Origin of the sequence: Helicobacter bilis, from assembly GCF_900198365.1 — a bacterium.
In the GTDB taxonomy this organism is placed as follows: Bacteria; Campylobacterota; Campylobacteria; order Campylobacterales; family Helicobacteraceae; genus Helicobacter_A; species Helicobacter_A bilis_B.
In genome coordinates this window covers 1-20,568 of sequence record NZ_FZMS01000050.1, presented here as the reverse complement: position 1 = coordinate 20,568, position 20,568 = coordinate 1, and the positions used below count along the sequence as shown (strand labels likewise).

The 20,568-nt window shown below is 35.1% G+C and carries 23 protein-coding genes; 14 read left to right on the top strand and 9 right to left on the bottom strand.

Annotation, left to right across the window (positions count from 1 at the left end; genetic code table 11):
• Nucleotides 1–105: 105 nt before the first annotated feature.
• Nucleotides 106–264, bottom strand: coding sequence for a hypothetical protein (locus C6H08_RS11515; protein WP_194145906.1), 159 nt, complete (start codon nucleotides 262–264; stop codon nucleotides 106–108).
• Between the two features lie 160 nt (nucleotides 265–424).
• Between C6H08_RS11515 and C6H08_RS07200 the strand changes: the two genes are divergently transcribed.
• A complete protein-coding gene (locus C6H08_RS07200; protein WP_005218512.1) occupies nucleotides 425–919 on the top strand; it encodes a hypothetical protein in 495 nt (164 codons plus the stop codon).
• Between the two features lie 238 nt (nucleotides 920–1,157).
• Here the strand turns inward: C6H08_RS07200 and C6H08_RS07195 are convergent, their stop codons facing one another.
• Nucleotides 1,158–1,757, bottom strand: a complete 600-nt coding sequence (locus C6H08_RS07195; protein WP_034580383.1) for an outer membrane beta-barrel protein — start codon at nucleotides 1,755–1,757, stop codon at nucleotides 1,158–1,160.
• Nucleotides 1,758–1,942: 185 nt separating this feature from the next.
• Here C6H08_RS07195 and C6H08_RS07190 point away from each other — a divergent pair, with 185 nt between their 5' ends.
• Nucleotides 1,943–2,323, top strand: a complete 381-nt coding sequence (locus tag C6H08_RS07190; RefSeq protein WP_034562569.1) for a RidA family protein — start codon at nucleotides 1,943–1,945, stop codon at nucleotides 2,321–2,323.
• A 295-nt stretch (nucleotides 2,324–2,618) separates the two neighbouring features.
• Here the strand turns inward: C6H08_RS07190 and C6H08_RS07185 are convergent, their stop codons facing one another.
• Nucleotides 2,619–3,503 carry a peptidylprolyl isomerase gene (locus C6H08_RS07185; RefSeq protein ID WP_104686151.1) on the bottom strand — a complete coding sequence of 295 codons (885 nt, stop codon included), beginning with the start codon at nucleotides 3,501–3,503 and terminating at the stop codon, nucleotides 2,619–2,621.
• Between the two features lie 247 nt (nucleotides 3,504–3,750).
• Here C6H08_RS07185 and C6H08_RS07180 point away from each other — a divergent pair, with 247 nt between their 5' ends.
• From C6H08_RS07180 to C6H08_RS07155, 7 genes are all read left to right on the top strand, one after another.
• Entirely contained in the window at nucleotides 3,751–4,596 is an 846-nt protein-coding gene (locus tag C6H08_RS07180; RefSeq protein ID WP_034562572.1) for a fumarate hydratase, read from the top strand.
• Between the two features lie 252 nt (nucleotides 4,597–4,848).
• The gene (locus C6H08_RS07175; protein WP_034562573.1) at nucleotides 4,849–5,487 is read left to right on the top strand and encodes a bacteriohemerythrin; all 639 of its coding nucleotides are present in this window, start codon (nucleotides 4,849–4,851) and stop codon (nucleotides 5,485–5,487) included.
• Nucleotides 5,488–5,517: 30 nt separating this feature from the next.
• Entirely contained in the window at nucleotides 5,518–6,192 is a 675-nt protein-coding gene (locus C6H08_RS07170) for a bacteriohemerythrin (protein ID WP_034562574.1), read from the top strand.
• A gap of 28 nt (nucleotides 6,193–6,220) precedes the next feature.
• The gene (locus C6H08_RS07165; RefSeq protein WP_034562575.1) at nucleotides 6,221–6,775 is read left to right on the top strand and encodes a Fe-S-containing hydro-lyase; all 555 of its coding nucleotides are present in this window, start codon (nucleotides 6,221–6,223) and stop codon (nucleotides 6,773–6,775) included.
• 129 nt (nucleotides 6,776–6,904) lie between these two features.
• Nucleotides 6,905–7,078: a hypothetical protein gene (locus C6H08_RS11300; protein WP_004087079.1), complete on the top strand. Its 174-nt coding sequence runs from the start codon at nucleotides 6,905–6,907 to the stop codon at nucleotides 7,076–7,078.
• A 305-nt stretch (nucleotides 7,079–7,383) separates the two neighbouring features.
• Entirely contained in the window at nucleotides 7,384–9,384 is a 2,001-nt protein-coding gene (gene tkt / locus C6H08_RS07160; protein WP_034580101.1) for a transketolase, read from the top strand.
• 158 nt (nucleotides 9,385–9,542) lie between these two features.
• On the top strand, nucleotides 9,543–10,319 hold the full coding sequence (locus C6H08_RS07155) for a uracil-DNA glycosylase family protein (RefSeq protein ID WP_034562578.1): 777 nt from the start codon (nucleotides 9,543–9,545) through the stop codon (nucleotides 10,317–10,319).
• 138 nt (nucleotides 10,320–10,457) lie between these two features.
• On the opposite strand, the gene C6H08_RS07150 is transcribed toward C6H08_RS07155, so the two are convergent.
• Nucleotides 10,458–13,253, bottom strand: a complete 2,796-nt coding sequence (locus tag C6H08_RS07150) for a phosphoenolpyruvate carboxylase (protein WP_034562581.1) — start codon at nucleotides 13,251–13,253, stop codon at nucleotides 10,458–10,460.
• 80 nt (nucleotides 13,254–13,333) lie between these two features.
• Between C6H08_RS07150 and ilvC the strand changes: the two genes are divergently transcribed.
• Both ilvC and C6H08_RS07140 read left to right on the top strand, forming a co-directional pair.
• A complete protein-coding gene (gene ilvC / locus C6H08_RS07145; RefSeq protein ID WP_034562583.1) occupies nucleotides 13,334–14,359 on the top strand; it encodes a ketol-acid reductoisomerase in 1,026 nt (341 codons plus the stop codon).
• A 605-nt stretch (nucleotides 14,360–14,964) separates the two neighbouring features.
• On the top strand, nucleotides 14,965–15,153 hold the full coding sequence (locus C6H08_RS07140) for a hypothetical protein (RefSeq protein ID WP_104686150.1): 189 nt from the start codon (nucleotides 14,965–14,967) through the stop codon (nucleotides 15,151–15,153).
• Nucleotides 15,154–15,294: 141 nt separating this feature from the next.
• Here the strand turns inward: C6H08_RS07140 and C6H08_RS07135 are convergent, their stop codons facing one another.
• The 5 genes from C6H08_RS07135 to C6H08_RS12450 form a co-directional block, all read right to left on the bottom strand.
• A complete protein-coding gene (locus tag C6H08_RS07135; protein ID WP_034580394.1) occupies nucleotides 15,295–15,795 on the bottom strand; it encodes a hypothetical protein in 501 nt (166 codons plus the stop codon).
• On the bottom strand, nucleotides 15,788–16,078 hold the full coding sequence (locus C6H08_RS07130) for a DUF2018 family protein (RefSeq protein ID WP_004088200.1): 291 nt from the start codon (nucleotides 16,076–16,078) through the stop codon (nucleotides 15,788–15,790). Before C6H08_RS07130 ends, C6H08_RS07135 begins: the two co-directional genes overlap by 8 nt.
• Nucleotides 16,079–16,200: 122 nt before the next feature.
• On the bottom strand, nucleotides 16,201–17,193 hold the full coding sequence (locus C6H08_RS07125; protein ID WP_034580392.1) for a hypothetical protein: 993 nt from the start codon (nucleotides 17,191–17,193) through the stop codon (nucleotides 16,201–16,203).
• Nucleotides 17,194–17,201: 8 nt separating this feature from the next.
• Nucleotides 17,202–18,788: an MBOAT family O-acyltransferase gene (locus tag C6H08_RS07120; protein ID WP_104686149.1), complete on the bottom strand. Its 1,587-nt coding sequence runs from the start codon at nucleotides 18,786–18,788 to the stop codon at nucleotides 17,202–17,204.
• A 376-nt stretch (nucleotides 18,789–19,164) separates the two neighbouring features.
• Complete coding sequence (locus tag C6H08_RS12450) at nucleotides 19,165–19,446, bottom strand: hypothetical protein (RefSeq protein WP_138196238.1); 282 nt, start codon at nucleotides 19,444–19,446, stop codon at nucleotides 19,165–19,167.
• Between the two features lie 106 nt (nucleotides 19,447–19,552).
• Here C6H08_RS12450 and C6H08_RS07110 point away from each other — a divergent pair, with 106 nt between their 5' ends.
• The 3 genes from C6H08_RS07110 to C6H08_RS07100 all read left to right on the top strand — a co-directional run.
• On the top strand, nucleotides 19,553–19,957 hold the full coding sequence (locus tag C6H08_RS07110; RefSeq protein ID WP_034564969.1) for a hypothetical protein: 405 nt from the start codon (nucleotides 19,553–19,555) through the stop codon (nucleotides 19,955–19,957).
• A 17-nt stretch (nucleotides 19,958–19,974) separates the two neighbouring features.
• Nucleotides 19,975–20,160: a hypothetical protein gene (locus C6H08_RS07105; RefSeq protein WP_034580388.1), complete on the top strand. Its 186-nt coding sequence runs from the start codon at nucleotides 19,975–19,977 to the stop codon at nucleotides 20,158–20,160.
• Nucleotides 20,111–20,568, top strand: a 458-nt coding sequence (locus C6H08_RS07100) for a hypothetical protein (RefSeq protein ID WP_158656835.1), incomplete at its 3' end; no start/stop codon positions are given. The genes C6H08_RS07105 and C6H08_RS07100, both read left to right, overlap by 50 nt.

Genomic DNA, 20,568 nt, shown 5'->3' with positions numbered 1-20,568 from the left:
CCCATCGCATTTACTCTTCACTAAATCAAACACATAACTTTGCTGCACTAAGGCTATCTTTACTCCATTTTGCTTTACTTCTGGCATATCTATCCTTTATGAAATTTATTCTTCATCATAGTCTAAATCTGGGCTTTCATAATCGTCATCATCATATTGTGCGTAATCCATATCCATGTCATAATCATCATCATAATCTAGTGAATCTTCATCCATTTCAGATTCTGTATCAAAGTTATCGAGTTCATCATCATATATTCCCATGTTATTTTCCTTTTTTCATGTTAATTTGCAGACACATTATACCCCTTAAAGTATTAACAAAAAGCCTTTATTAGCCTAAAAAATTCTAAAAATTTAGGAATTATTTTTGCTTGTAATATGCAACGCATTTGTGTAATATTTTTCTAAAGAGGACGAGAAAATGATTGATACCAAACTGAATAACAACTTAGGCTTATATAATGCCAATACGCACTATATCAAGCGAGAGGTTAGCACGCAAAATAGCATTGCAGCAAAGCATAATGAGGAGCAACTCTTAGAATCTAATGGCTTTGAGACAAAAAGGCAGACTTATGGATTAGCTATTTTAGAGTTAATGAGCGATCAAGAGTATCAAGCGTGGCTAAGGGCTACGGCGGGCATGACAGAGACAGAGAAAATGCTAGCAGTCCAAAAGCTTTATCCGTTGGCAGACCTTGAAAAGCTGAAAAACTCAAAAAACTTGCACCCGCAAGAAAAAAAGATTTTTGATGATTCCATGCAAAATAAAAGTGGCAATATCAGCACAGAACCTTTTATCATTAATGCAAATCGTCTCAATGGTATGCGTGTGTTTAACGCTCATACAGACTTTATACAGCGATACAAAAACGCTTTTGAAAACCTGCATCTTAATGTTGATATGAATGGTTAGTGTTTAGAAACTTTGGAAGTTTTTGGCATGTAGATTCTAGATATGCAAGATTCTCAAATTATGCAGGTTTTTTACCAAAATAGCTTTATAACCTGTGTAAATGAAACATGATTTCATAATGCATCTATCATGATTTACAAAATATGTGCTAAACAAATAGGGCATTGTACTAGTTGATTTTTATAGATCCCCTGGTGCTTATCTAAGTTATTAAGGTTTATTACAACCTAAGATACGCTTAGAATCTATAGGCGTATTTCATCATGATGTTATCTGAAACAGAAACTCTTGGTGCGTAGAGCGGCTCTCTCTTTGTGTTAAGTATTGTTGTAAATTCAAACTTTGAGCTTAAAATAGCACTCACCTCTAAAATGTTGTTTGTATTAATATTATACTGCACACCAAAGTTTCCAAACATTGCAAAGTAGTTTTCTACATTAGAAGTCGTTGTGCCTATGTTTGTTGTGGTTGAACCTATTAGCATATCCCCCAAACCAAAACCTATAAATATGCCGAGTTTATCCGTTGGACGACAGATTAAATCTACATTGCCACTAAAAGTCATATTCACTTCAGATGTTACGCTAGATGTAGTTGAGCTGGTTGGCATAGCAGTTGAAAGTATGTTTGCATATACCCTAACGCCTAGCTTATCCATAAAGTTAAACTCTAATCCACCCCATAAACCAGTTTGAAATTCAGTCGATGTCCCAACCATAAAGCCAACAAAAGATTTCATGCCTTTTAAATCTGTTGCATTTTCAGCAGGATTATTTGCCAAAGCTACACTACTACATACTAAAGCACTACATACAATAGACAATGATATTTTTCTCATTATTTTCCTTTAATTAATTTATTTGTGCATACACACATTAAGGCGGGATTTTACAAAAAAAAAAAAACACAAGTCAAGGCATTTTAAAAAATACTATATTGCTATGTTATATTGTCTGCAACAACCTTTTTTTTGTCAAAATGTGTTAGAATAAGCGTTTTATAGATTACACAGAAAGGAACAATATGAAAAAGTTTGATATTGTAAGCACAAGTAATGCACCGCAGGCGATAGGACCATATTCGCAGGCTATTGTTGCAAATAATTTGATTTTTACTTCTGGGCAGATTCCGTTGTTACCAAATGGGGAATTTTTGGATTCTGACATAGAAGCACAGACACATCAAGTTTGCAAGAACTTAAAAGCAGTATTAGAAGCGGCTGGAAGTAGCTTAGAGAGTGTAATAAAAACAAATGTGTATCTTAGTGATATGTCGTATTTTACGCAATTTAATGAAGTTTATGCCACATATTTTTCACATAAGCCTGCTCGTAGCACGGTTGCTGTTAAAGAATTGCCAAAGGGTAGTAAAATAGAGATTGAATGTATTGCGTTGAAGTCATAGAATATGCGTAGAAACATGCAAGAGTGATAGAATCTATTAAAATATGAAATTTGACTTTATATGTTTGCGGCGTGGCTTTATGGAGTCTTATTGCCAAAATTTGTTTTAACATGGTGTTAATGTGTTAAGGTCTAGTTTTGTTTTCATGTAGGGCTTGTATATGTCTAATGATAGTTTTAGGGTGTCAAGCCTAAAATTATTACAACAGATAGGGTTATGCTGGATTGTTAGTCCGTTATATATGCAATAAAATTCGGTGTTAAGCCCTGCTTAATAGCGATAATAAAGATTTTCATTAGCGGACAAAAACAATCTTTGAACGGCTCCTTACGCGTTCAAAATAATCGCTTAGAATCTTTTCTTGGTTGTTTGCTATGAGTTTTTGTGCGATATAGTTTTTTGCTTTTTCAAAATCTACTTGTTCGTTTGATATTTTTTCTTTAATATAAAATGCAACAAAATCGCCATTATCAGATTCAAATACCTGTGTAAAAGACTTTGCGTTGGTTGCTAGAAAAATATCAGCTACCTGCGTTGGCAAACTCTCTATTTCTAGCTTCTCTTCAGTGTGTGCTATGGAATCTGGTATGGCACTATCTATGCCTTGCTGCATAAAAGATTCTAGAATCTCTTTACCGCGACTTACAAATTTTACACCCACAACTTCTTTAGGGATAACAAACTCGTCTAAATGCTCGTTGTAGTATTTACGCAGCTCATCTTCTTGCCCGACATTGCTAGAAAAGAGTATCTTTCGCATGAGTTCTTGTGCTAACATTTGCTCTTTTAGCTTTGTGCGATATTCTACTAAGCTCATACCCTCTCGCATAATAGCCGCATAGAATTGATCTAGATTCATGCCATTTTGCTGTGCGATTTGTGCTATTTGTGAATCTAGCTGCATATCATTTATTTCAATTTTTAAACGCTTAATTTCAGCTTCTTTTAGCTTCTCTGTTACAAGTATATCTGTGGCACGAAGTCTGTCTGTATGCAATGCGTTTTCTACTTGTTTAATCGCATGTAGCGTAATCGGATCACCATTCACAAACAGTGCGATACCACCGACAATATTCTTGCTGACAGAATCTAGGCTAGAAGCTGGACTTTGAGAGCTAGATTCTGCATATATAAAAGTGCTACAACATAGAAGCGTGAATATAAAAATTTTCTTAATCATTAATACCCTTAAAATGGAATTTTATATTGTGGAGTTGCTTAATATGTGCTAAGTTACTGCGTGGATTCTAACATAGAAACAAGCAAATCTTGTTAAGAAAGGTTAAGTTTTTTAAATAAAAGTTAAATATTTTTGTGTAATTAAACTTTTTTTAAACTCTAAAAGGATAGAATGCAACAATCTCATGGTTAATCGCCAAAATGATACACAAACCCAAAACCTTAGAATACAAAAGGAGCTATAAGACATGCGTGAAATACAATGTGAAACAATCTCAGAAGCCGTTAAAGAGCTTTGCATTAAAGCTTGTTGCGTACAGACACCAGATATAAAAAATGCTTTTAAGAAAGCACAAGAAGTTGAGACTTCTGCCATTGGTAAAAACATTTTAGGCACATTAATAAAGAATGGTGAAATCGCACAAACAAATATGATGCCTATCTGTCAAGACACTGGTATGACTGTGGTTTTTGCAGAGATTGGGCAGGATGTGCATATTGTTGGTGGTTTATTTAGCGATGCGATAAATGAAGGGGTAAGACGCGGGTATAAAGATGGTTATTTGAGAAAATCTGTTGTCAATGAGCCTGTTTTTGAACGCAAGAATACAACCGATAACTCGCCTGCGGTTTTGCATACAGAAATGGTTATGGGCGATAAGATTAAAATCACGGTTGCACCAAAGGGTTTTGGCAGTGAGAATAAAAGTTTATTAAAAATGTTTGTGCCAGCAGATGGACTTGAGGGTGTAAAAAGTTTGTTTTTAGAGGCTGTTAAACTTGCTGGACCAAATGCGTGTCCGCCTATGGTGCTTGGTGTAGGTATCGGTGGGACTATGGAAAAGGCTGCGATTTTAGCAAAAAAGGCTGCTATCCGCTCAATAGATTCTAAGAATCCGCATCCAAAATATGCCGCATTAGAAGAAGAGTTATTGGAGCTTGCAAATAAAACAGGTGTTGGACCGCAAGGGCTAGGTGGCAATACTACTGCATTTGGTGTAAATATTGAATGGTATCCAACGCATATTGCGGGTATGCCTGTCGCAATTAATGTGAATTGCCATGCAGCACGGCATTATAGCGTTGAGTTGTAAGCTTGTGAATCTATTTGTTGTGTTGTGCGTAGCACTAGATTGCAATAGAGATGTTGTTTTAGGCAGAATGGGTATTTAAATGGCACTTAAAGATAAAATGCACTTTATGTATTGTTGCAAGGAAATCCATTTATTAAAGATTCTCTTATGAAAAGTTTTTTTTGTGCCGATGGTGTATGATTTGGGAATGTTGTTTGTATTATTGATTATAAATATGTTATTCTAAAATATCTTGGGTTAAGGAGTAATGAAATGTTGTTGCAGTGGAATGATAAATATAGTGTTAAAAATTATTTGATTGATGAGCAACATAAAAAGCTATTTGAACTTGCGAATATGGCGGATAATATGATTGGGAAGCAGACTGACCCAGCTGAGATTAAAAAAATGCTTGTCGCCTTGTTTGATTATATGAAAACTCACTTTAGAGATGAAGAAGTTTATATGGAAAGCATACAATATCCCTCTCTTGAGTTACATAAAGAAAGACACAAACAGATTGTGTTTGAGATGACAAATCTTGTAAAAAATATGAAATATGATTTTAAACAACAACTTGTGATTATCATGGAGCAATGGCTTTTAAAGCATATTTTGCAAGAAGATATGGAGTATGCAAAACATTGTGAAGAAATGAATGAAAAGCGATCCGTGCAAAAAGCAGCAACACCAGCTGCGAGTAGTGAAGATAATGCGTTGTTAAAACAAGCTGAAATGACTTCAGGGAAAAAGCAAGAAACAAAAAAAGGTATCATGCATATGTATAGCTGTTTGTGTGGGAAGACTTATAATATTAAGCCAGATATACATGCAAAAATACAGGCAGGAGATGGTGTAAAATGTCAGGATTGCACCACATTTATTAAGTATATTACAGATATTGAAGCTTGATGCATATTTTTGGATTCTAAAGGATAGTGTGTGCTACCTAAGTGGAGTAAAGAATACAGCGTTCATAACTTTATGATTGATGAGCAACATAAAAAGCTATTTGAGCTTGCTAATATAGCAGATAGTATGATTGGCAAACAGACAAGTCCATTAGAGATTAAGCAGGTTTTGGTTGCTTTATTTGACTATATGAAGACTCATTTTAGAGATGAGGAAGCCTATATGGAAAGCATACAATTTCCAGCATTAGACACGCATAGAGAACACCATAAAGAGATTGTGTCTGAGATGACCCTGCTTATAAAAAATATGAAATATGACTTTAAGCAACAACTTGCCATAATTACTGAGCAATGGCTTGTTAGGCATATATTGCAAGAAGATATGCGTATCGGGGAATATCAGCAAGAAATGCTAGAAAAGAAAAGGGCGAAGGACAACAAAGAGTTAGAATCTGAAAACAATATATTAGAAGATGCGTTTGTAGAATCCGAGCATTCAGCCCAGAGTAAGCCAGAAAATAATCCTACTCTAAATAGCACAAAGGCAATTCAAAAAGATAGCGTGTTACATATTTATAGCTGCATGTGCGGTAAGGTGTATAACATTTCAGATCCTATTCACGCACAGATACAACAAGGCAAAAAGATATACTGCAAACATTGCAATACAAATATTACTTACATTAATGATATGAAAGTGTAGGTAATACAACTTATTTTAAGGAGATATTATGTCAGAAATTAGATTGCAAGCCCCATTTACTAGAGAAGAAGGCAAGAAGTTACGAGCAGGTGATACGGTATTAATATCTGGGACTATCATTGCAGCAAGAGATGCTGCACATAAGGCACTTACAGAAGCGTTGGCGCGAGGCGAAAAGCTGCCAGTTGATTTGGTAAATCAAACTATTTACTATTTAGGACCAAGCCCTGCAAAGCCCGGTAATGCTATCGGCTCTGCAGGACCTACGACAAGTGGCAGAATGGATAAATATACGCCTACAATAATAGAGCAGGGCATAAGCAGTATGATTGGCAAAGGCTATCGTAATCAAGCAGTTATTGATTCTATGAAAAAGCATGGTGTTGTTTATATGGTTGCGGTTGGCGGTGCTGCTGCTTTGATCTCTAAATGTATTCAAAAATATGAAGTCCTTGCGTATGAAGAGCTTGGACCAGAAGCAGTTGCAAGACTGACTATTGTTGATTTTCCGGCTATTGTTGCCATTGATAGCGATGGTAATAATTTTTATGAGCAAGGGCAATCTGCGTATAAGCAAATATAGGAATTTACATTTTGCGTTTTTGCGTTGCAATGTCATGCAACGATGATAATATTATAGTTGTAGCTTTTACTTTAAGGTATTAACTTTTTTATACTAGAATACAGCCCTATATAATCACAAGGAGCGTTTATGCAGTTTTTACAATTGGGTCTCATTTTTGTCGTTTTGATTTGTCTTACCATTATTATCTTTAAGATACTTGGTTTCGTGTTGCCGCTTATTTTATGGCTTATGGGGATTGTTTGCGTTGGTGCTATCATTGCCCTATTTGGTGTGCTTTTTTATAATCTCATGAAGAAATAGTGTATTGTGTTTTTTATAAAATTATTTGAATGCTAATGAATGGGGTGGTTGCCCTTTTATTTTAGCAATGTTTGCATGTGTTACTGGTGATAAAATCTTTATTTAAATATGATTGGTATGTAGGATTTGTGGATAATAGTCCCTTGCATTCTATTGCTTTTACTATATTAAATCTCTTTTTATATGTCGATTGTGCTGGATTTGCTTGTAGTCTAATCATACTGACTTAATGTTTAATTATTTTTTTGTCTTATTGGGTAGAATCAGTTGCATAATTATATTTATTGTGTTGAAAAAGGAAAAAGATGACGCATGAACAAATCGCAAATGAGTTAAGAATGCTTTGTGCTGATATGGTGCAAGAAGCAAATAGTGGGCATCCGGGTGCACCTATGGGGCTTGCTGATATTGCTGTTGTGTTAGCAAATCATATTAATATTTATCCGCGAGAAGCAAATTGGATTAATCGCGATAGGTTAGTATTTAGCGGTGGACATGCGAGTGCCTTGCTTTATGCGTTATTGCATTTATGGGGTTATGATATAGATATGCAGGATTTGCGTAATTTTCGCAAACTCCATTCAAAAACGCCCGGTCATCCAGAATATAAACACACGCATGGTGTAGAGATTACGACAGGTCCATTAGGGCAGGGTGTGGCAAATGCAGTAGGTTTTGCTATGGCGGCAAAACGCGCAAGGGCTATGCTTGGTGGCGATGTGATTAATCATAAGGTGTATTGCTTTTGTGGTGATGGTGACTTAGAAGAGGGCATTAGCTATGAGGCTTGCTCTCTTGCTGGACATCATGGACTTGATAATTTGATTCTCATCTATGATAGCAATAATATCAGTATTGAAGGCGATATAAATATCGCTTTTAGTGAAGATATTGGGGCGAGATTTAGGGCGCAAGGCTTCTTTGTGCTAGAGATTTGCGGACATGACTATATGCAGATTAATAACGCATTTTTAGAGGCAAAACAATCATGTAAGCCAACATTAATCATAGCAAAGACGAAAATTGCAAAAAATGCGATCGGCTTAGAGGGTAGTCATCACGCGCATGGTGCGCCTTTAGGACATGAAGTCATACTTGAGAGTAAGAAGCAAATGGGCTTTAGTAGTGAAGCTTTTCGCATAAGTGAAGAGAGTAGAACACATTTTAAAGAGACTGCAATAAGGGGAGAGAAAGCCTATCAAGCATGGCTCACTACCTTGCAAAAAAGCGGACAAGAAAAGAATCTTGAAATGCTATTAAAAAAAGATTTTAGCAATGTTTCATTTCCTATGTTTAATAGCTTAGATTCTAACCACGCAAACGATTTGCAAAAACAAGAGGGTAGGGCAGGATTAGCTTATCAAAACGCAATAGCTACAAGGGCTAGTAATGGCAAGATTCTAAATGCTATTGCACAGGCAAATATGGGCTTTATCGGCGGGAGTGCAGACCTAGCCCCTAGCAATAATACGACATTAAAAGATTCTAAAGATTTTCCACATGGCAACAATATGCACTTTGGTGTGCGAGAACATGCTATGGGTGCGATAAGTAATGCCTTTGCAAATTATGGAATCTTTACGCCGTTTTGTGCGACTTTCTTTGTGTTTAGCGATTATTTATCGCCTAGCATTCGTGTGGCAAGTCTTATGAAAGCACAGGTTTTTTACATTTTTACACATGATTCTATCGGTGTTGGTGAAGATGGAGCGACACATCAGCCAATAGAGCAGTTAAGCCATTTACGCGCTATGCCAAATCTATTGAATTGGCGTGTAGCCGATGCGAATGAGAATGCTTTAGCATGGCAGGTTGCACTTACTTTGCAAACACCACAAAGCTTTATCCTAACAAGACAGAATCTTCCATTGGTGCAATCAGATTTTATGACCTTAGATAATGTGTCAAAAGGTGCATATATCATCTCACGCTCTTTATTACTACCAGATTTTACCCAGACAAATAGCAATATGAAAAAAGTTACATTACTTGCTAGTGGGAGTGAAGTGCATTTAGCCATTAAAGCACAAGAAAAGCTAGAAAATGAAGGCATTGCAACACAGGTTGTATCCATGCCTTGCTTTGAGTTATTTTTGCAGCAGGGTAGGGCATATAGCCTAAGTCTTTTTGGAGATTCTAAAGTCTTTGCTATTGAGGCTCAAAGAGGCTTAGAATTATACAGATTTGCTGATGGCGTGCTGAGTATGGAATCTTTTGGGGCGAGTGGCAAGGGTGATTTATTATTTGAGCATTTTGGCTTTAGTGTTGAGAATATTTGCAATAATGTGAAGTCTTTGTTTGCATAATTGTTCGTGTGAAGTATATAATATTCTCATGCAAGTGCCATTCTGTTAGTTTCGTGGTGAGTTAAAGGGATTGTTTATATTAAGTTTGTTGACTTTATGTATTAGCAAGAGATTATCAATCAGTAACTACAATAAGAGATATTCGCAAAAGGATTAGTATGAAATCCGTGACACAAGAACAACCAGAAGAACACAATAGTCTTATATCGTTGTATGCATGTAAAAAGGCAGTGTTGCAAGAGATCAAGGATATAGCACAAAAAGAAGGTGTGGTGAATGATATTGTCTTAAATCTTCCTGCTATTACGCAAAACTTTTTAGATTCTAAGATAAAAATTATGATAGTTGGGCAGGAGAGTAATGGTTGGAATTTTTTCTTAAAGCAATTACAAGTTGATACAGATGAAAATTTTAGGAACGCCATCATAGCTGCAATGAAGAAAACAGAAGATTTTCAATCTAAAACAAAGTGGGATAAAGCACAATTTTGGCGATTTGCTACTAGCATATATAACGAGTTGAATGGCAAAATAGATAAAAAAGATTCAATAAAATCTTATTTCTTTTGGACAAATTTGCGTAAGATTTGCTATGATAATAAACCCAAAAAATCACTTCCACAAGCACTACAAACACAAATAGACAATGAACTTAATATTCTATTATTACAAGAAATAAAAATCATTAATCCCAATATCGTACTATTTCTAAGTGGTCCAGACTACGATACATATATCAAGCAACAATTAAAAGGTGCTAGATTCAGTAAAGTTGGCATGTTTAAGGAAAGAGAGATGGCATATATTACGCATGAAGATTTACAAAATATCATAATGCTACGCATATATCACCCAAGATATTTCTCCCTTAAAATAAAGAAAGCAAATCCAGAGTATTTTAAAACTATAATAGAGACAATTAGAAATGCTATCTAAATATTTGAGTAACAAATAAAGTTGTATAAAATTTGCTAATAAAGCAATATTTATTAACACGACTTTCAATGAAATTAAACAAAAAATCTAGCTCATATTAAATAAAAAATAATGCTAGATTCACAAATAGATTCTATATCACCCCGTATTTCTAATACCTTGTGCGATACCAATGATTGTGCCATGGATTTGTTCCATAAGGCGATGACGCAGGTCTTCATATTGGGCTTGTTTATATTTTCTTACAAGATCGATTTGTAAAAGGCTTAAAGCCTTAATGTTTGGCATACGCGTAAGGATAGTCTCTCTTACTTCCTTATTGCTATCTAAAAGCTCGTTTTCATTACACGTGATGAGTAGCCACTCAAGTGTTTCATTATATTCATTATGGATTTTACTCCAAATGCTTTGTTTCAAGCCAAAATCTTGCACAAAGTCATTATACATTTCTGCTATCTCCATATCGACTTTAATGAAGCCTTGCACGATATTATCAATCGTAGTTTTGAAAAATACAGAATCTTTATAGCAATCTTGCAGTAGCTGCTTATCACCTATGCCCTTCAATGCACTACCTAAGCCATACCATGCGGGGATAATAGATCTATTTTGCGTCCATGCAAATACCCAAGGGATAGCACGCAAATCTTCTACTCTTTGTGTGTCTTTTCTCTTGCTAGGGCGAGAGCCTAAGTTTAGATTCTGTATAAATTCTATTGGTGTAGCGTGTTTAAAATAGCTTACAAAATTTGGCGTTTCATACACTAAATCCCTATAAGTGCGATATGAGATTCTAGAAAGCTCTTCTAGCTTTGGTAGATAGGGATCTACATCGCATTTAATCTGTATATTTTTATCAACGAGATCAGAATCTAGATTCTTTGTATTTTCCACCCCACCATTTGAGTTAGGATCAAGATTCGCACAAAAGTTATCATGCACTGCTTTTTTCAAAAGACTTGCTAGAGTGAGGGCAAAGCTTCTAATAGCTACGCGTGGATTAAGATAGCGAGATGAGATGATCTCACCTTGCTCTGTCGTCTTCAAGGTTGTGCCGATACTGCCTCTAGGAAATGCTAAAAGTGCACTTTCAAGCTGTCCGCCACCACGACTAATGCTACCACCTTTGCCATGAAACAGCATAAAGTGAATGCCTAGTCTTTGTTCTAACTTCACAAGGTTTGAAATCGCTTTATAAAGAGAATAATTAGAAGTAAAGATTCCACCATCTTTACTGGAATCAGAATAGCCTATCATAATTTGCTGTGCGTTGCCAGAATCTTTTAAATATTGTCTGTAATGCTCGTTTTTACTTAGCACTTCTAGAATCTCTTGTGCGTTTTCTAAGTCATCTATGGTCTCAAATAGCGGTGTGATAAAGATTCCAGACTTGCCATCTTTTATGATACATTCACCATTATCAGTTGTTTTTACCTTGCCTTTTTGCCATAATCCACTGCAATATGCAAGATATAGCACAGCGAGTAAATCACTAGCCCTTGTTGTCATGGATACAATCACACTTTTTAAAATATCCTTGCTAATTGCCTTTTTCGCCCATAAGATTCGTAAAAACGCATTGAGTGTATGGCGAGTTTGAGAGCTTACTTCCCATAAAATGCTATTTAGATTTAGTGGTGGCTCACTTAAGACCTTATTTAGAATCTCAATCTTTTTTGACTCATGTCTGTGTATAAAATCACTATCTGTATAGCCAAGAAGACACAAGACTTCAGAGACGGCATTCATATACATATCCCTATGTTCTCTAAAGTCAAGCTGCATAAGATGGAATCCACCAAGCAACACGAGATTTCTTAAACTCTTTAATCGCTTTGATGCAATAGAATCTAGTGAAGCAATAAGCATATCAATATCTTCTAAAAGCTCTTTTGGATTCTGATAGGTAAAATCTACTTCGCCTACTGCATTGACTTTTAATAAATGATTCTGTAGCTTCAATTTAATGAGGTTAAGCTTTGCACGGAATGGCTCTCTTTCATGAAGCTTTAATGAAGTTTGATTGAGATAAGACTTTTCTTTTTGTAACGATTTTTGCAATTCTTTGCTTGGAGTGCAAAAATCAACCGATAATGATAGCTCTCTTATGAGTTTATTAATCTCTTTTATATAGGTTTGTATGATTAATTCATGTTGCATTTTCATAACGCGTGTCATCATCTCATTACTTACAAAAGGATTGCCATCTCTATCGCCACCTATCCAGCTACCAAGCTTTATGGGGGATATTTTTAGCGGCTTATTTAGCCTATTTGAGACTTGATTTAGCACCCTTAAGGCACTAGGTAAAATGCTATTTTCAATGATAAATAAAAGATTATCAAGCTCAAAAATTACTTCAAGCTTTTCACTACGCACCAAATGGCTTTTCCACAAAAGGTGTAACCTATACTTAATGCTTTCTCTACTTTGGGCTATCTCCCTATCTTTGTAGGGGATTTGCTCACTTGGCATATATGAGAACTGCTCTATTTTTTCCAGCTCTCTTGTAATCTCTTGATGGGCTTCAAGGAATGTGCGGCGGCGAGATTCTGTTGGGTGTGCGGTAAATACAGGATAGAATCTAATAGATTCTAACACTCTATCACAATCAATGCGATCAAAGCCTTCTTCTTCAAGATTCTTATACGCAGTAGCAATGCTTCTTGATACACTTGCGATTTTTGCTTGTTCTTGCTCTTCATAGATATTTAAGATGATATTATGCAGAGAACATGCTTTGATAACGCCCATTAAATGCTGACTCTCACTGATTTCATGGAAAAGATCTTTAATCTTTGTGGAATCTGTATTTTTATCTCTTAGAGAATTAAAAAGCATGAGAAATGTTTCTTTGACTTCTGGGCTATTTTCTTCAATGACTTCAAGTAGAATTGTTTTTAAAAATTCATATTTACATAATTCTTGTTGCATTCTGTCTCCTTTTCTCGTGAATTTATGATATTATATACTCAATTTTTATTTTTTAAGATGAAATTTTAAAGGAATGTAACATGGCATTACAAGTATATTACGATAAAGATTGCGATTTGGGACTTATCCAAAAGAAAAAGGTAGCCGTGATTGGCTTTGGGAGTCAGGGACACGCACACGCTGAAAACTTACGAGATTCAGGTGTGGAAGTTATCATCGGGCTGTATAAAGGCGGCTCTAGCTGGGCTAAGGCTGAAGCAAAAGGCTTTAGGGTGCTAGAAGTAGCTGCGGCAACAAAAGAAGCTGATGTGATTATGATTCTAATCCCAGATGAATTGCAAGCTGATGTATTCACACAAGATATTAAGCCACATTTGAGTGAAGATAAAATCATCGCCTTTGGACACGGCTTTAATATCCACTTTGGACAGATTCAAGCTCCAAAAGGTGTGGGCGTGATAATGGTAGCACCCAAAGCCCCCGGACACACGGTTAGAAGCGAGTTTGTAAAAGGTGGTGGAATTCCGGATCTAATCGCCGTGGAGCAAGATACAAGCAGGGGTGATGCTAAAGCGATTGCCCTAAGCTATGCAAGTGCGATTGGCGGGGGCAGAAGTGGCATTATAGAAACAACTTTTAAAGATGAGACAGAGACAGATCTTTTTGGCGAACAAGCTGTGCTTTGCGGTGGGGTGAGTAGCCTTGTAAAAGCGGGGTTTGAAACGCTCGTAGAAGCGGGATACCCTGAAGAGATGGCGTATTTTGAGTGTTTGCACGAGCTAAAATTGATTGTAGATTTAATCTATGAGGGGGGCTTAGCAAATATGCGATACTCTATCTCAAATACCGCAGAATATGGCGATATGGTAAGCGGTCCTAGAGTGATAAATGCAGAATCTAAAAAGGCGATGAGAGAGATTCTAGCAGATATACAAGAGGGACGCTTTGCTAAAGACTTTATCTTAGAGCGAAAGGCTGGGTATGCCAGAATGAATGCGGAGAGAAAGAATCTAAACGCACACAAAATTGAAAAAGTCGGTGGTAGGCTAAGGGCGATGATGCCTTGGATTGGCGCAAATAAACTTGTGGATAAGGATAAGAACTAGATATATCTGTTTTTGTAGCAAAATACACATTGTTTAGTGTGATATGCATTTAGTGTTGCACAAGTGCGTATCAACTATAATTGAGCTTTAATTTTGTCTTTGGTGTAAGACTATCAAGAATGTTTCATTGTCGTATCTCATACAAACTTCTAACATATATCTTTTAATTTTTTGCTTCTTTGTTTTTTGGCAATTTCGATTATAAGGATTACGCCTTAAAATCCACATCCACTCAGCTTTGATGCAGAATGCGATTTTTATTCAAATAAGCTAGGTGTAGAGCGCAAGGAGTGCAAAATGGTTCTAAAATAGCTTTTTATATTGAGTGTAAGCAGACATCCAATATAAAATCTAGGCAAAATCTAAATTCCAAAATAAATTCAAATAAAGATTTTTTCGCTTTTTACAAAAGCTTGCACGAGCAAAGAACTCTTGCCTACACTTGCAAAAAAAATGATAGAATTCCGGATTCCAAGATAATAAAGACAAAGTTGTAGAATCTTATTGTGAAGCGATTATAGAAAAACATAGAGAGCGAATAGAAAGCAAAGGCTTTGAGATTGTTAAGACAAGCAAGGATACAAAATGGGTAGCTGAAACAGATTGTGATTAAGCTTAAAGATCATGGTAAATATTATTTTGGCTTTGGTATGCAATGTTCTAGTCCCAGTATTAAAAGTAAATATACCTGTTTTTGTGTGCGACTTTTTGGCAAATATACAGACAGGAATACCCCCCCCCCCCGCATTAATACAAAAGCTACAGAGTTTTTAGGTATTAAAACGAATGAATAGTGGCTTAAAATCGGCATACAGACAAAAAGGAAATGCTAGAAAATGAGCTAAAAAAGGTTTTTAGAAGCTAGAATTTCATGCTTATATTGATCAACTTGTCCTTAAAGCACTTTAATTTATGCAAATTCCTACCCCAATAATCTACTGCCGTGTAAAATCCATATCTCCAAAGCCAGTGATTTTTAAGTGTGCAATGGTTTTCTCATCATTAAATGGATCATCAATGCCCATAAATGTTATACGCAATTGCGGTTGCTTTGGGCTTCTATTTACACCTTGTGGGTCAAGTAGATTGAGTGTAAAGCTATTTAGTCTATAATCTTTATAAAGTATAAATTGATAGGGATAGTTATCATAACGCATAAGGACTACAAGCCCTTGATTACGATACAAAGTCCAACGCAAAGTAAAGTTTTTTGTGGCACTCATACTTTGGGAATCTTGTGATGCACTAATGGTTGCATATACTACTTCATCTTTTTTCAGATCTAGGTCAAGCTCTGTTGTCGGCATAATGCCTTTTGCATGGCTTATCGTGTAGCAACATAGTATTATTAATACAATAAAAGGGCTTTTTACATACTTTTTACGGGGCAATAGCATATTGACTACCATCATATAGTCTTTATAGTGTCTATTCATTTTCGCTGAGAATCTTTGCCATAGATTCAATAGCTAGGCTATTTTTCTTTTCTAAGAATCTTTTCTTAAACTCTGCATCATGATGGATATTATAGAAAAACTCACGAAGATTTGTAGGCTTTTCTTCCGCTTCAAATGCCATTTCATATAGAGCTAATTCTTCTAATAATCGCTCTATTTCTTTACTAGCAAGTGTGCGACTAGCATTAAAAATAACTTCTTTCCATTTATCGACTGGGCTGCCTTCAAAAACCTCCATATTGTCAAGTGGATTTTCCCACATGTTTTATCCTTTCTGTTTTTAGATTAGGGTATTTTTACATATTTTTTGTTTTTATGCAAGGTTTGGGGTTATTTTTATATTGAGTTTTATTTACAAAATAGCTACACCAAATAATTATTTCTCTATTGTTTTAGTAGATTCTTTGCGATGAGTTTATCATAAATATCCCATGTTACTTCTTTTGCTCCTGCATAAAGGTGAGAATGATCTCCAAATGCTTCATTTGGCATTGCATAAAGTTTGTTTAACGCAACAATTCCATATTGTGTTTGCAGGGTATCATAAAAGTTATTGTAATTTTGCAAAAATCTTGGGTTTAGGTGTTGAAAAGAATGTATATTGATCGGCATTGCATACATTGCCACAATAATACCATGTTGCTTTGCAAGAGAGGCAATTTCATGAAGATAATAACTCACCAAAGGACTGACAGAAAAGTCTTTCAGGGATACTTCGCTAAAATTGCCATCAGCAGCTTTTTCTCTACCATAATAGAAATGTCCTTTTGTTTCATCTAATTCTATCAATATTTGCTTATTGGTTCTGTAGCGTCTTAGCGTTATGTTGATAGTAGTCAATTCTTCACCAAAATTTCTTAAATCTAAAAAATATTTATAGACATCTATTTTTTCACAGCCCCCACCAGATTTTTCAAATGGCATACAGTCTTTTAACTCTCTAGCTTTTTCCAGAACGCTAAAAATTTCATTAAAATCTAAAAATTTAGTCTTTACACCACCTTGCCAGAAATACTCAGCGGGATCTATAAGAAAATCTGCGGAATATGACAAAACTACAACTTTTGGTGGTTTATTGTTTTCAAGATATCGTTTTAATGTATAGAATCCAACAATAGGGCTAGAACCACCTACGCCAAGATTAATAGAGCTAGAATCTTTAATTTCATTTGGGATAAAACCAGATTTTGCACGAGAATTGCCAATTATCACAATATCAACATTATGCGTTTGTGCTGTTTTCTGCTTTTGGTGAGTATATTGAGGATATTCTATATACATATAGAAAATCTGCCCAAAAAATACAAGACAATACAAACATAAAAGATAAAATGGTTGTAAAAGAATCATAATAAATACTGCTTTTTTATATCGCATAACATTCCCTAAAAATTAAAATAAATAAATTCTGGTAAGCTTTCTGCAACAAGTAGATAAAACATAGCACAAGCAAACATAAGACTTGCAAAGAAGGAAAAAAGATATATTCTTTTGTCAAATCTTTCTAGTATTTGCATACTATTGCGACAACATAAGCATATAAGAAAACCTAACAACAAGAAAACCAAAGTCTTATCATGCCCTTGAATGTCGTGTAATGCAGATGAAGCCATATACCACTTAGTAGGTAACTCCACCCATACAACGCCAAACATGCCTTTTAATAGATTTAAAGCCCCCTCTACATTTTCAGCACGAAAAAACACCCAAGTAATATTGATGAAGTTAAAAGTGATAAACCAGCATAGAATTTTGTAGAATCTAGTTTCTCTAAAACTATGTTTAACCTCTAATTTATTTACATATTTATCATTAAAAGGCTCCAAAACATACATATAGATTCTATGTGTAAGCATTGCTAAACCATGCAAAGTCCCCCATATAATAAAGCCAAATCCAGCTCCATGCCACACACCACTAATAAATGCTACTATAAAAAGATTCCTTAAAGTTAGAATCTTGTTGAGTAAAGTGTAGTTTTTGCTTTGTTTATAAGCATTATTTTGATTGCCACCAAGTGGGATATACAAATATGCTTTTAAAAATCTCCCAAGAGTGATATGCCATCTCCTCCAAAAGTCAGTGATATTTAATGCTTTATAAGGTGAGTTGAAATTAATGGGTAATTTAATATTAAACATAAGCCCAAGCCCCACCGCCATATCACAATATCCGCTAAAATCAAAGTAAAGCTGAAATGTATAGCTAAGGCTTGTAACCCATGAAGAAAAAATATTTAGAATCTCTCCATTTTCCACTGCACTAAATCCAGCATTCGCCCATTTTGCAAAGCTATCTGCAATCACTACCTTTTTAAACAGACCAATAGCAAAGAGAAATAGTCCTAAAGCAAGATTCTTATAGTTTAGAATCTTGTTATTCGTATCGGCAAATTGGGGCATCATCTCCTTATGATGCAAAATAGGACCGGCAATAAGATGCGGGAAAAATGTAACAAAAAGTGCGTAATTAATAGGATTTCTCTCTTTAACTATACCATTGAAGCAATCTATCAAAAATGCAATTTGCGTAATGGTAAAAAAGCTAATGCCTAAAGGCAGGGCAATATGTAATAAATCAAAATGGCTATGAAAAATAAGATTTGTGCTATTTATGAAAAAATCCATATATTTAAAAAAGCAAAGCAGTAAAAGATTAAAAATTAGGGCAATGCAGAGTAAAACTTTATTGCTAAAAAAGGGTTTTACCCCCCCCCCCCCCGCATTGTGTAAATGCAAGTTAGATTCTTTACTTTGAGCCTTTAGTATAAAGCCAGAGATAATATAATTAAAGCTAATGGATAGAAGCAAAAGTGGGAGATAAATAATATTCCAATATGAATAAAAGAATAAACTAGCAAATGTAAGCCACACAATAGAAGACCTATAGAATTCTTTGTGATTGAGTATAAAATACACACAAAACACCACAGGCAAAAAGGCAAAAATAAAAATATATGATGAAAAAAGCATTAAAATCCTTAGATTATAGCCTACTAAGAGTTATTTAAAATATTAGCAGACTTTTTAGCACTTCGCAATAGATATAAATTAAGCAAGAAAAATTATGAATATAGCTTTTACTGAAACTAAAAAGGGCTTAAAAACTCGTTATGCTATCAAAAAAATGAGAATATTGCAAACTGGTTGTTAGCAACATTATTATTGGAGCTATGACAACATACTTATAATTAAGCAATAAGGTAAGATTCTTAGAGAACGCCTACTTTTTGTGTTCATTCAAATGATTCAGATTTTAAATACGATTAAACACCATACAATTTAATCCCAAAAAGGCATGGGTAAAAGCACTACACCTAAGCAAAATCTTTTATAACTCATCTCTTTCCTAAAAGTTAAAATATAAGAATGGCTCATAAGGCTTTAAACCAAGCGTTATGATAGGAACATATAGAATAAACATTGTCATAATAAAAGTTACTTTATTTGCCTTAAATCTTTGTGTGTATTCAATGCTATCCCTACAAGCTAAACACACAATAAAAGCTAACACAAGATATATAATCGTATCATTTCTGCCTTGTATTGCATTTAAAAAATGCGGGATTAATCTCGCATTATAAGGCAACTCCACCCACACAACACCAAACATTCCCTTAAGTAGATTCACCGCCCCTTGTAAATTTTCAGCACGAAAAAATACCCAAGTAATATTGATGAAGTTAAAAGTAATAAACCAGCATAGAATCTTGTAGTATCTAGATACCCTGCGTGCTATGGCACTATTTGCTAAGGCTCACACTTGGGATAGTGCAGCAGATTCGTTAGAGGGGGTATATGATTGGGCTACTACTAGGTTTGGTGATAATAAAACAGAAACAAAGCTTAGAGATATTAATCTATTAGACCAAAAGAATAATGCTAGTTTGCAGGTTGTTGGTCGTGGGGCAGAAGCTGATGAGCTTGTAAGAATGTTTAGGATTACTGAAGGGCAGTTAGCAGTAAGTGAAGAGGCTTTTAAAATATACAGACATGAAACAAAAGAAGCTTTACTAGACTACATAAAAGCAGATTCTAAAGATAAAGATAGCAAATGGGAAGCTTATCAAAAATCTTTAAGTAAAGTAAAAGAAGCTTATGATAAATCTCCTGCTATAAAGCATTTGCAAATAGTGATTTAATCTCTAAAGCTATGACAATGAAAAATCAGCATGATTATGGTAGGTTTGTATTAAATCTCTTTAAAAACCCTGATGAGAATAGAGAATTAGCACAAAGCTATATCAATGATTTAGAATATATTTTAAAAACAGATGATAATTTTAAAGATGTAGATGAAGTGGCAATCACAAAAAAAGGGGGAAGTTGTTGTAAAAAGGGGTGATTTATACGAGTTGGTAGGCGGTGAAGGTGCTTTAGAAAGTATATTACACGGAATGCACGATAGCTTGAATGAAATCACTGCTGGTATTTTAACAGGTATGGCAACTTTCGGTAGAACTTATCAAAAAACTAAAAATCCTACTGCGGCACTTGGTGCTGGAATAGTTGGCTCTGCTGGTGGTGCTATTGTTGATGAGCATGTAAATGCTATTAAAACAGGGTTTATAAACAAAGACTATGGATTAAAAAGGGCAAATGAAGCATTATTGCTTAGTGCGGTAGCTGATGTTGCTTTGTTAGGTGCTGGGAAAGCTATAAAAACGATTAAAAATGCTAACCTTGATGGATTAAGCAATATCGGTAATAAAGCTATAAGTGAAGCACAAAAACTATCTCATGGCAATGTAAA

Coding starts and splice junctions, on each gene's coding strand:
- C6H08_RS07125 (WP_034580392.1), bottom strand. CDS start 17,193: ATGCGATATAAAAAAGCAGTATTTATTATGATTCTTTTACAACCATTT.
- C6H08_RS07135 (WP_034580394.1), bottom strand. CDS start 15,795: ATGAATAGACACTATAAAGACTATATGATGGTAGTCAATATGCTATTG.
- C6H08_RS07110 (WP_034564969.1), top strand. CDS start 19,553: ATGGCACTATTTGCTAAGGCTCACACTTGGGATAGTGCAGCAGATTCG.
- C6H08_RS07200 (WP_005218512.1), top strand. CDS start 425: ATGATTGATACCAAACTGAATAACAACTTAGGCTTATATAATGCCAAT.
- C6H08_RS07185 (WP_104686151.1), bottom strand. CDS start 3,503: ATGATTAAGAAAATTTTTATATTCACGCTTCTATGTTGTAGCACTTTT.
- C6H08_RS11300 (WP_004087079.1), top strand. CDS start 6,905: ATGCAGTTTTTACAATTGGGTCTCATTTTTGTCGTTTTGATTTGTCTT.
- C6H08_RS07150 (WP_034562581.1), bottom strand. CDS start 13,253: ATGCAACAAGAATTATGTAAATATGAATTTTTAAAAACAATTCTACTT.
- C6H08_RS07120 (WP_104686149.1), bottom strand. CDS start 18,788: ATGCTTTTTTCATCATATATTTTTATTTTTGCCTTTTTGCCTGTGGTG.
- C6H08_RS11515 (WP_194145906.1), bottom strand. CDS start 264: ATGGGAATATATGATGATGAACTCGATAACTTTGATACAGAATCTGAA.
- C6H08_RS07130 (WP_004088200.1), bottom strand. CDS start 16,078: ATGTGGGAAAATCCACTTGACAATATGGAGGTTTTTGAAGGCAGCCCA.
- C6H08_RS07180 (WP_034562572.1), top strand. CDS start 3,751: ATGCGTGAAATACAATGTGAAACAATCTCAGAAGCCGTTAAAGAGCTT.
- C6H08_RS07155 (WP_034562578.1), top strand. CDS start 9,543: ATGAAATCCGTGACACAAGAACAACCAGAAGAACACAATAGTCTTATA.
- C6H08_RS07195 (WP_034580383.1), bottom strand. CDS start 1,757: ATGAGAAAAATATCATTGTCTATTGTATGTAGTGCTTTAGTATGTAGT.
- C6H08_RS07190 (WP_034562569.1), top strand. CDS start 1,943: ATGAAAAAGTTTGATATTGTAAGCACAAGTAATGCACCGCAGGCGATA.
- C6H08_RS07165 (WP_034562575.1), top strand. CDS start 6,221: ATGTCAGAAATTAGATTGCAAGCCCCATTTACTAGAGAAGAAGGCAAG.
- tkt (WP_034580101.1), top strand. CDS start 7,384: ATGACGCATGAACAAATCGCAAATGAGTTAAGAATGCTTTGTGCTGAT.
- C6H08_RS07175 (WP_034562573.1), top strand. CDS start 4,849: ATGTTGTTGCAGTGGAATGATAAATATAGTGTTAAAAATTATTTGATT.
- ilvC (WP_034562583.1), top strand. CDS start 13,334: ATGGCATTACAAGTATATTACGATAAAGATTGCGATTTGGGACTTATC.
- C6H08_RS07105 (WP_034580388.1), top strand. CDS start 19,975: ATGAAAAATCAGCATGATTATGGTAGGTTTGTATTAAATCTCTTTAAA.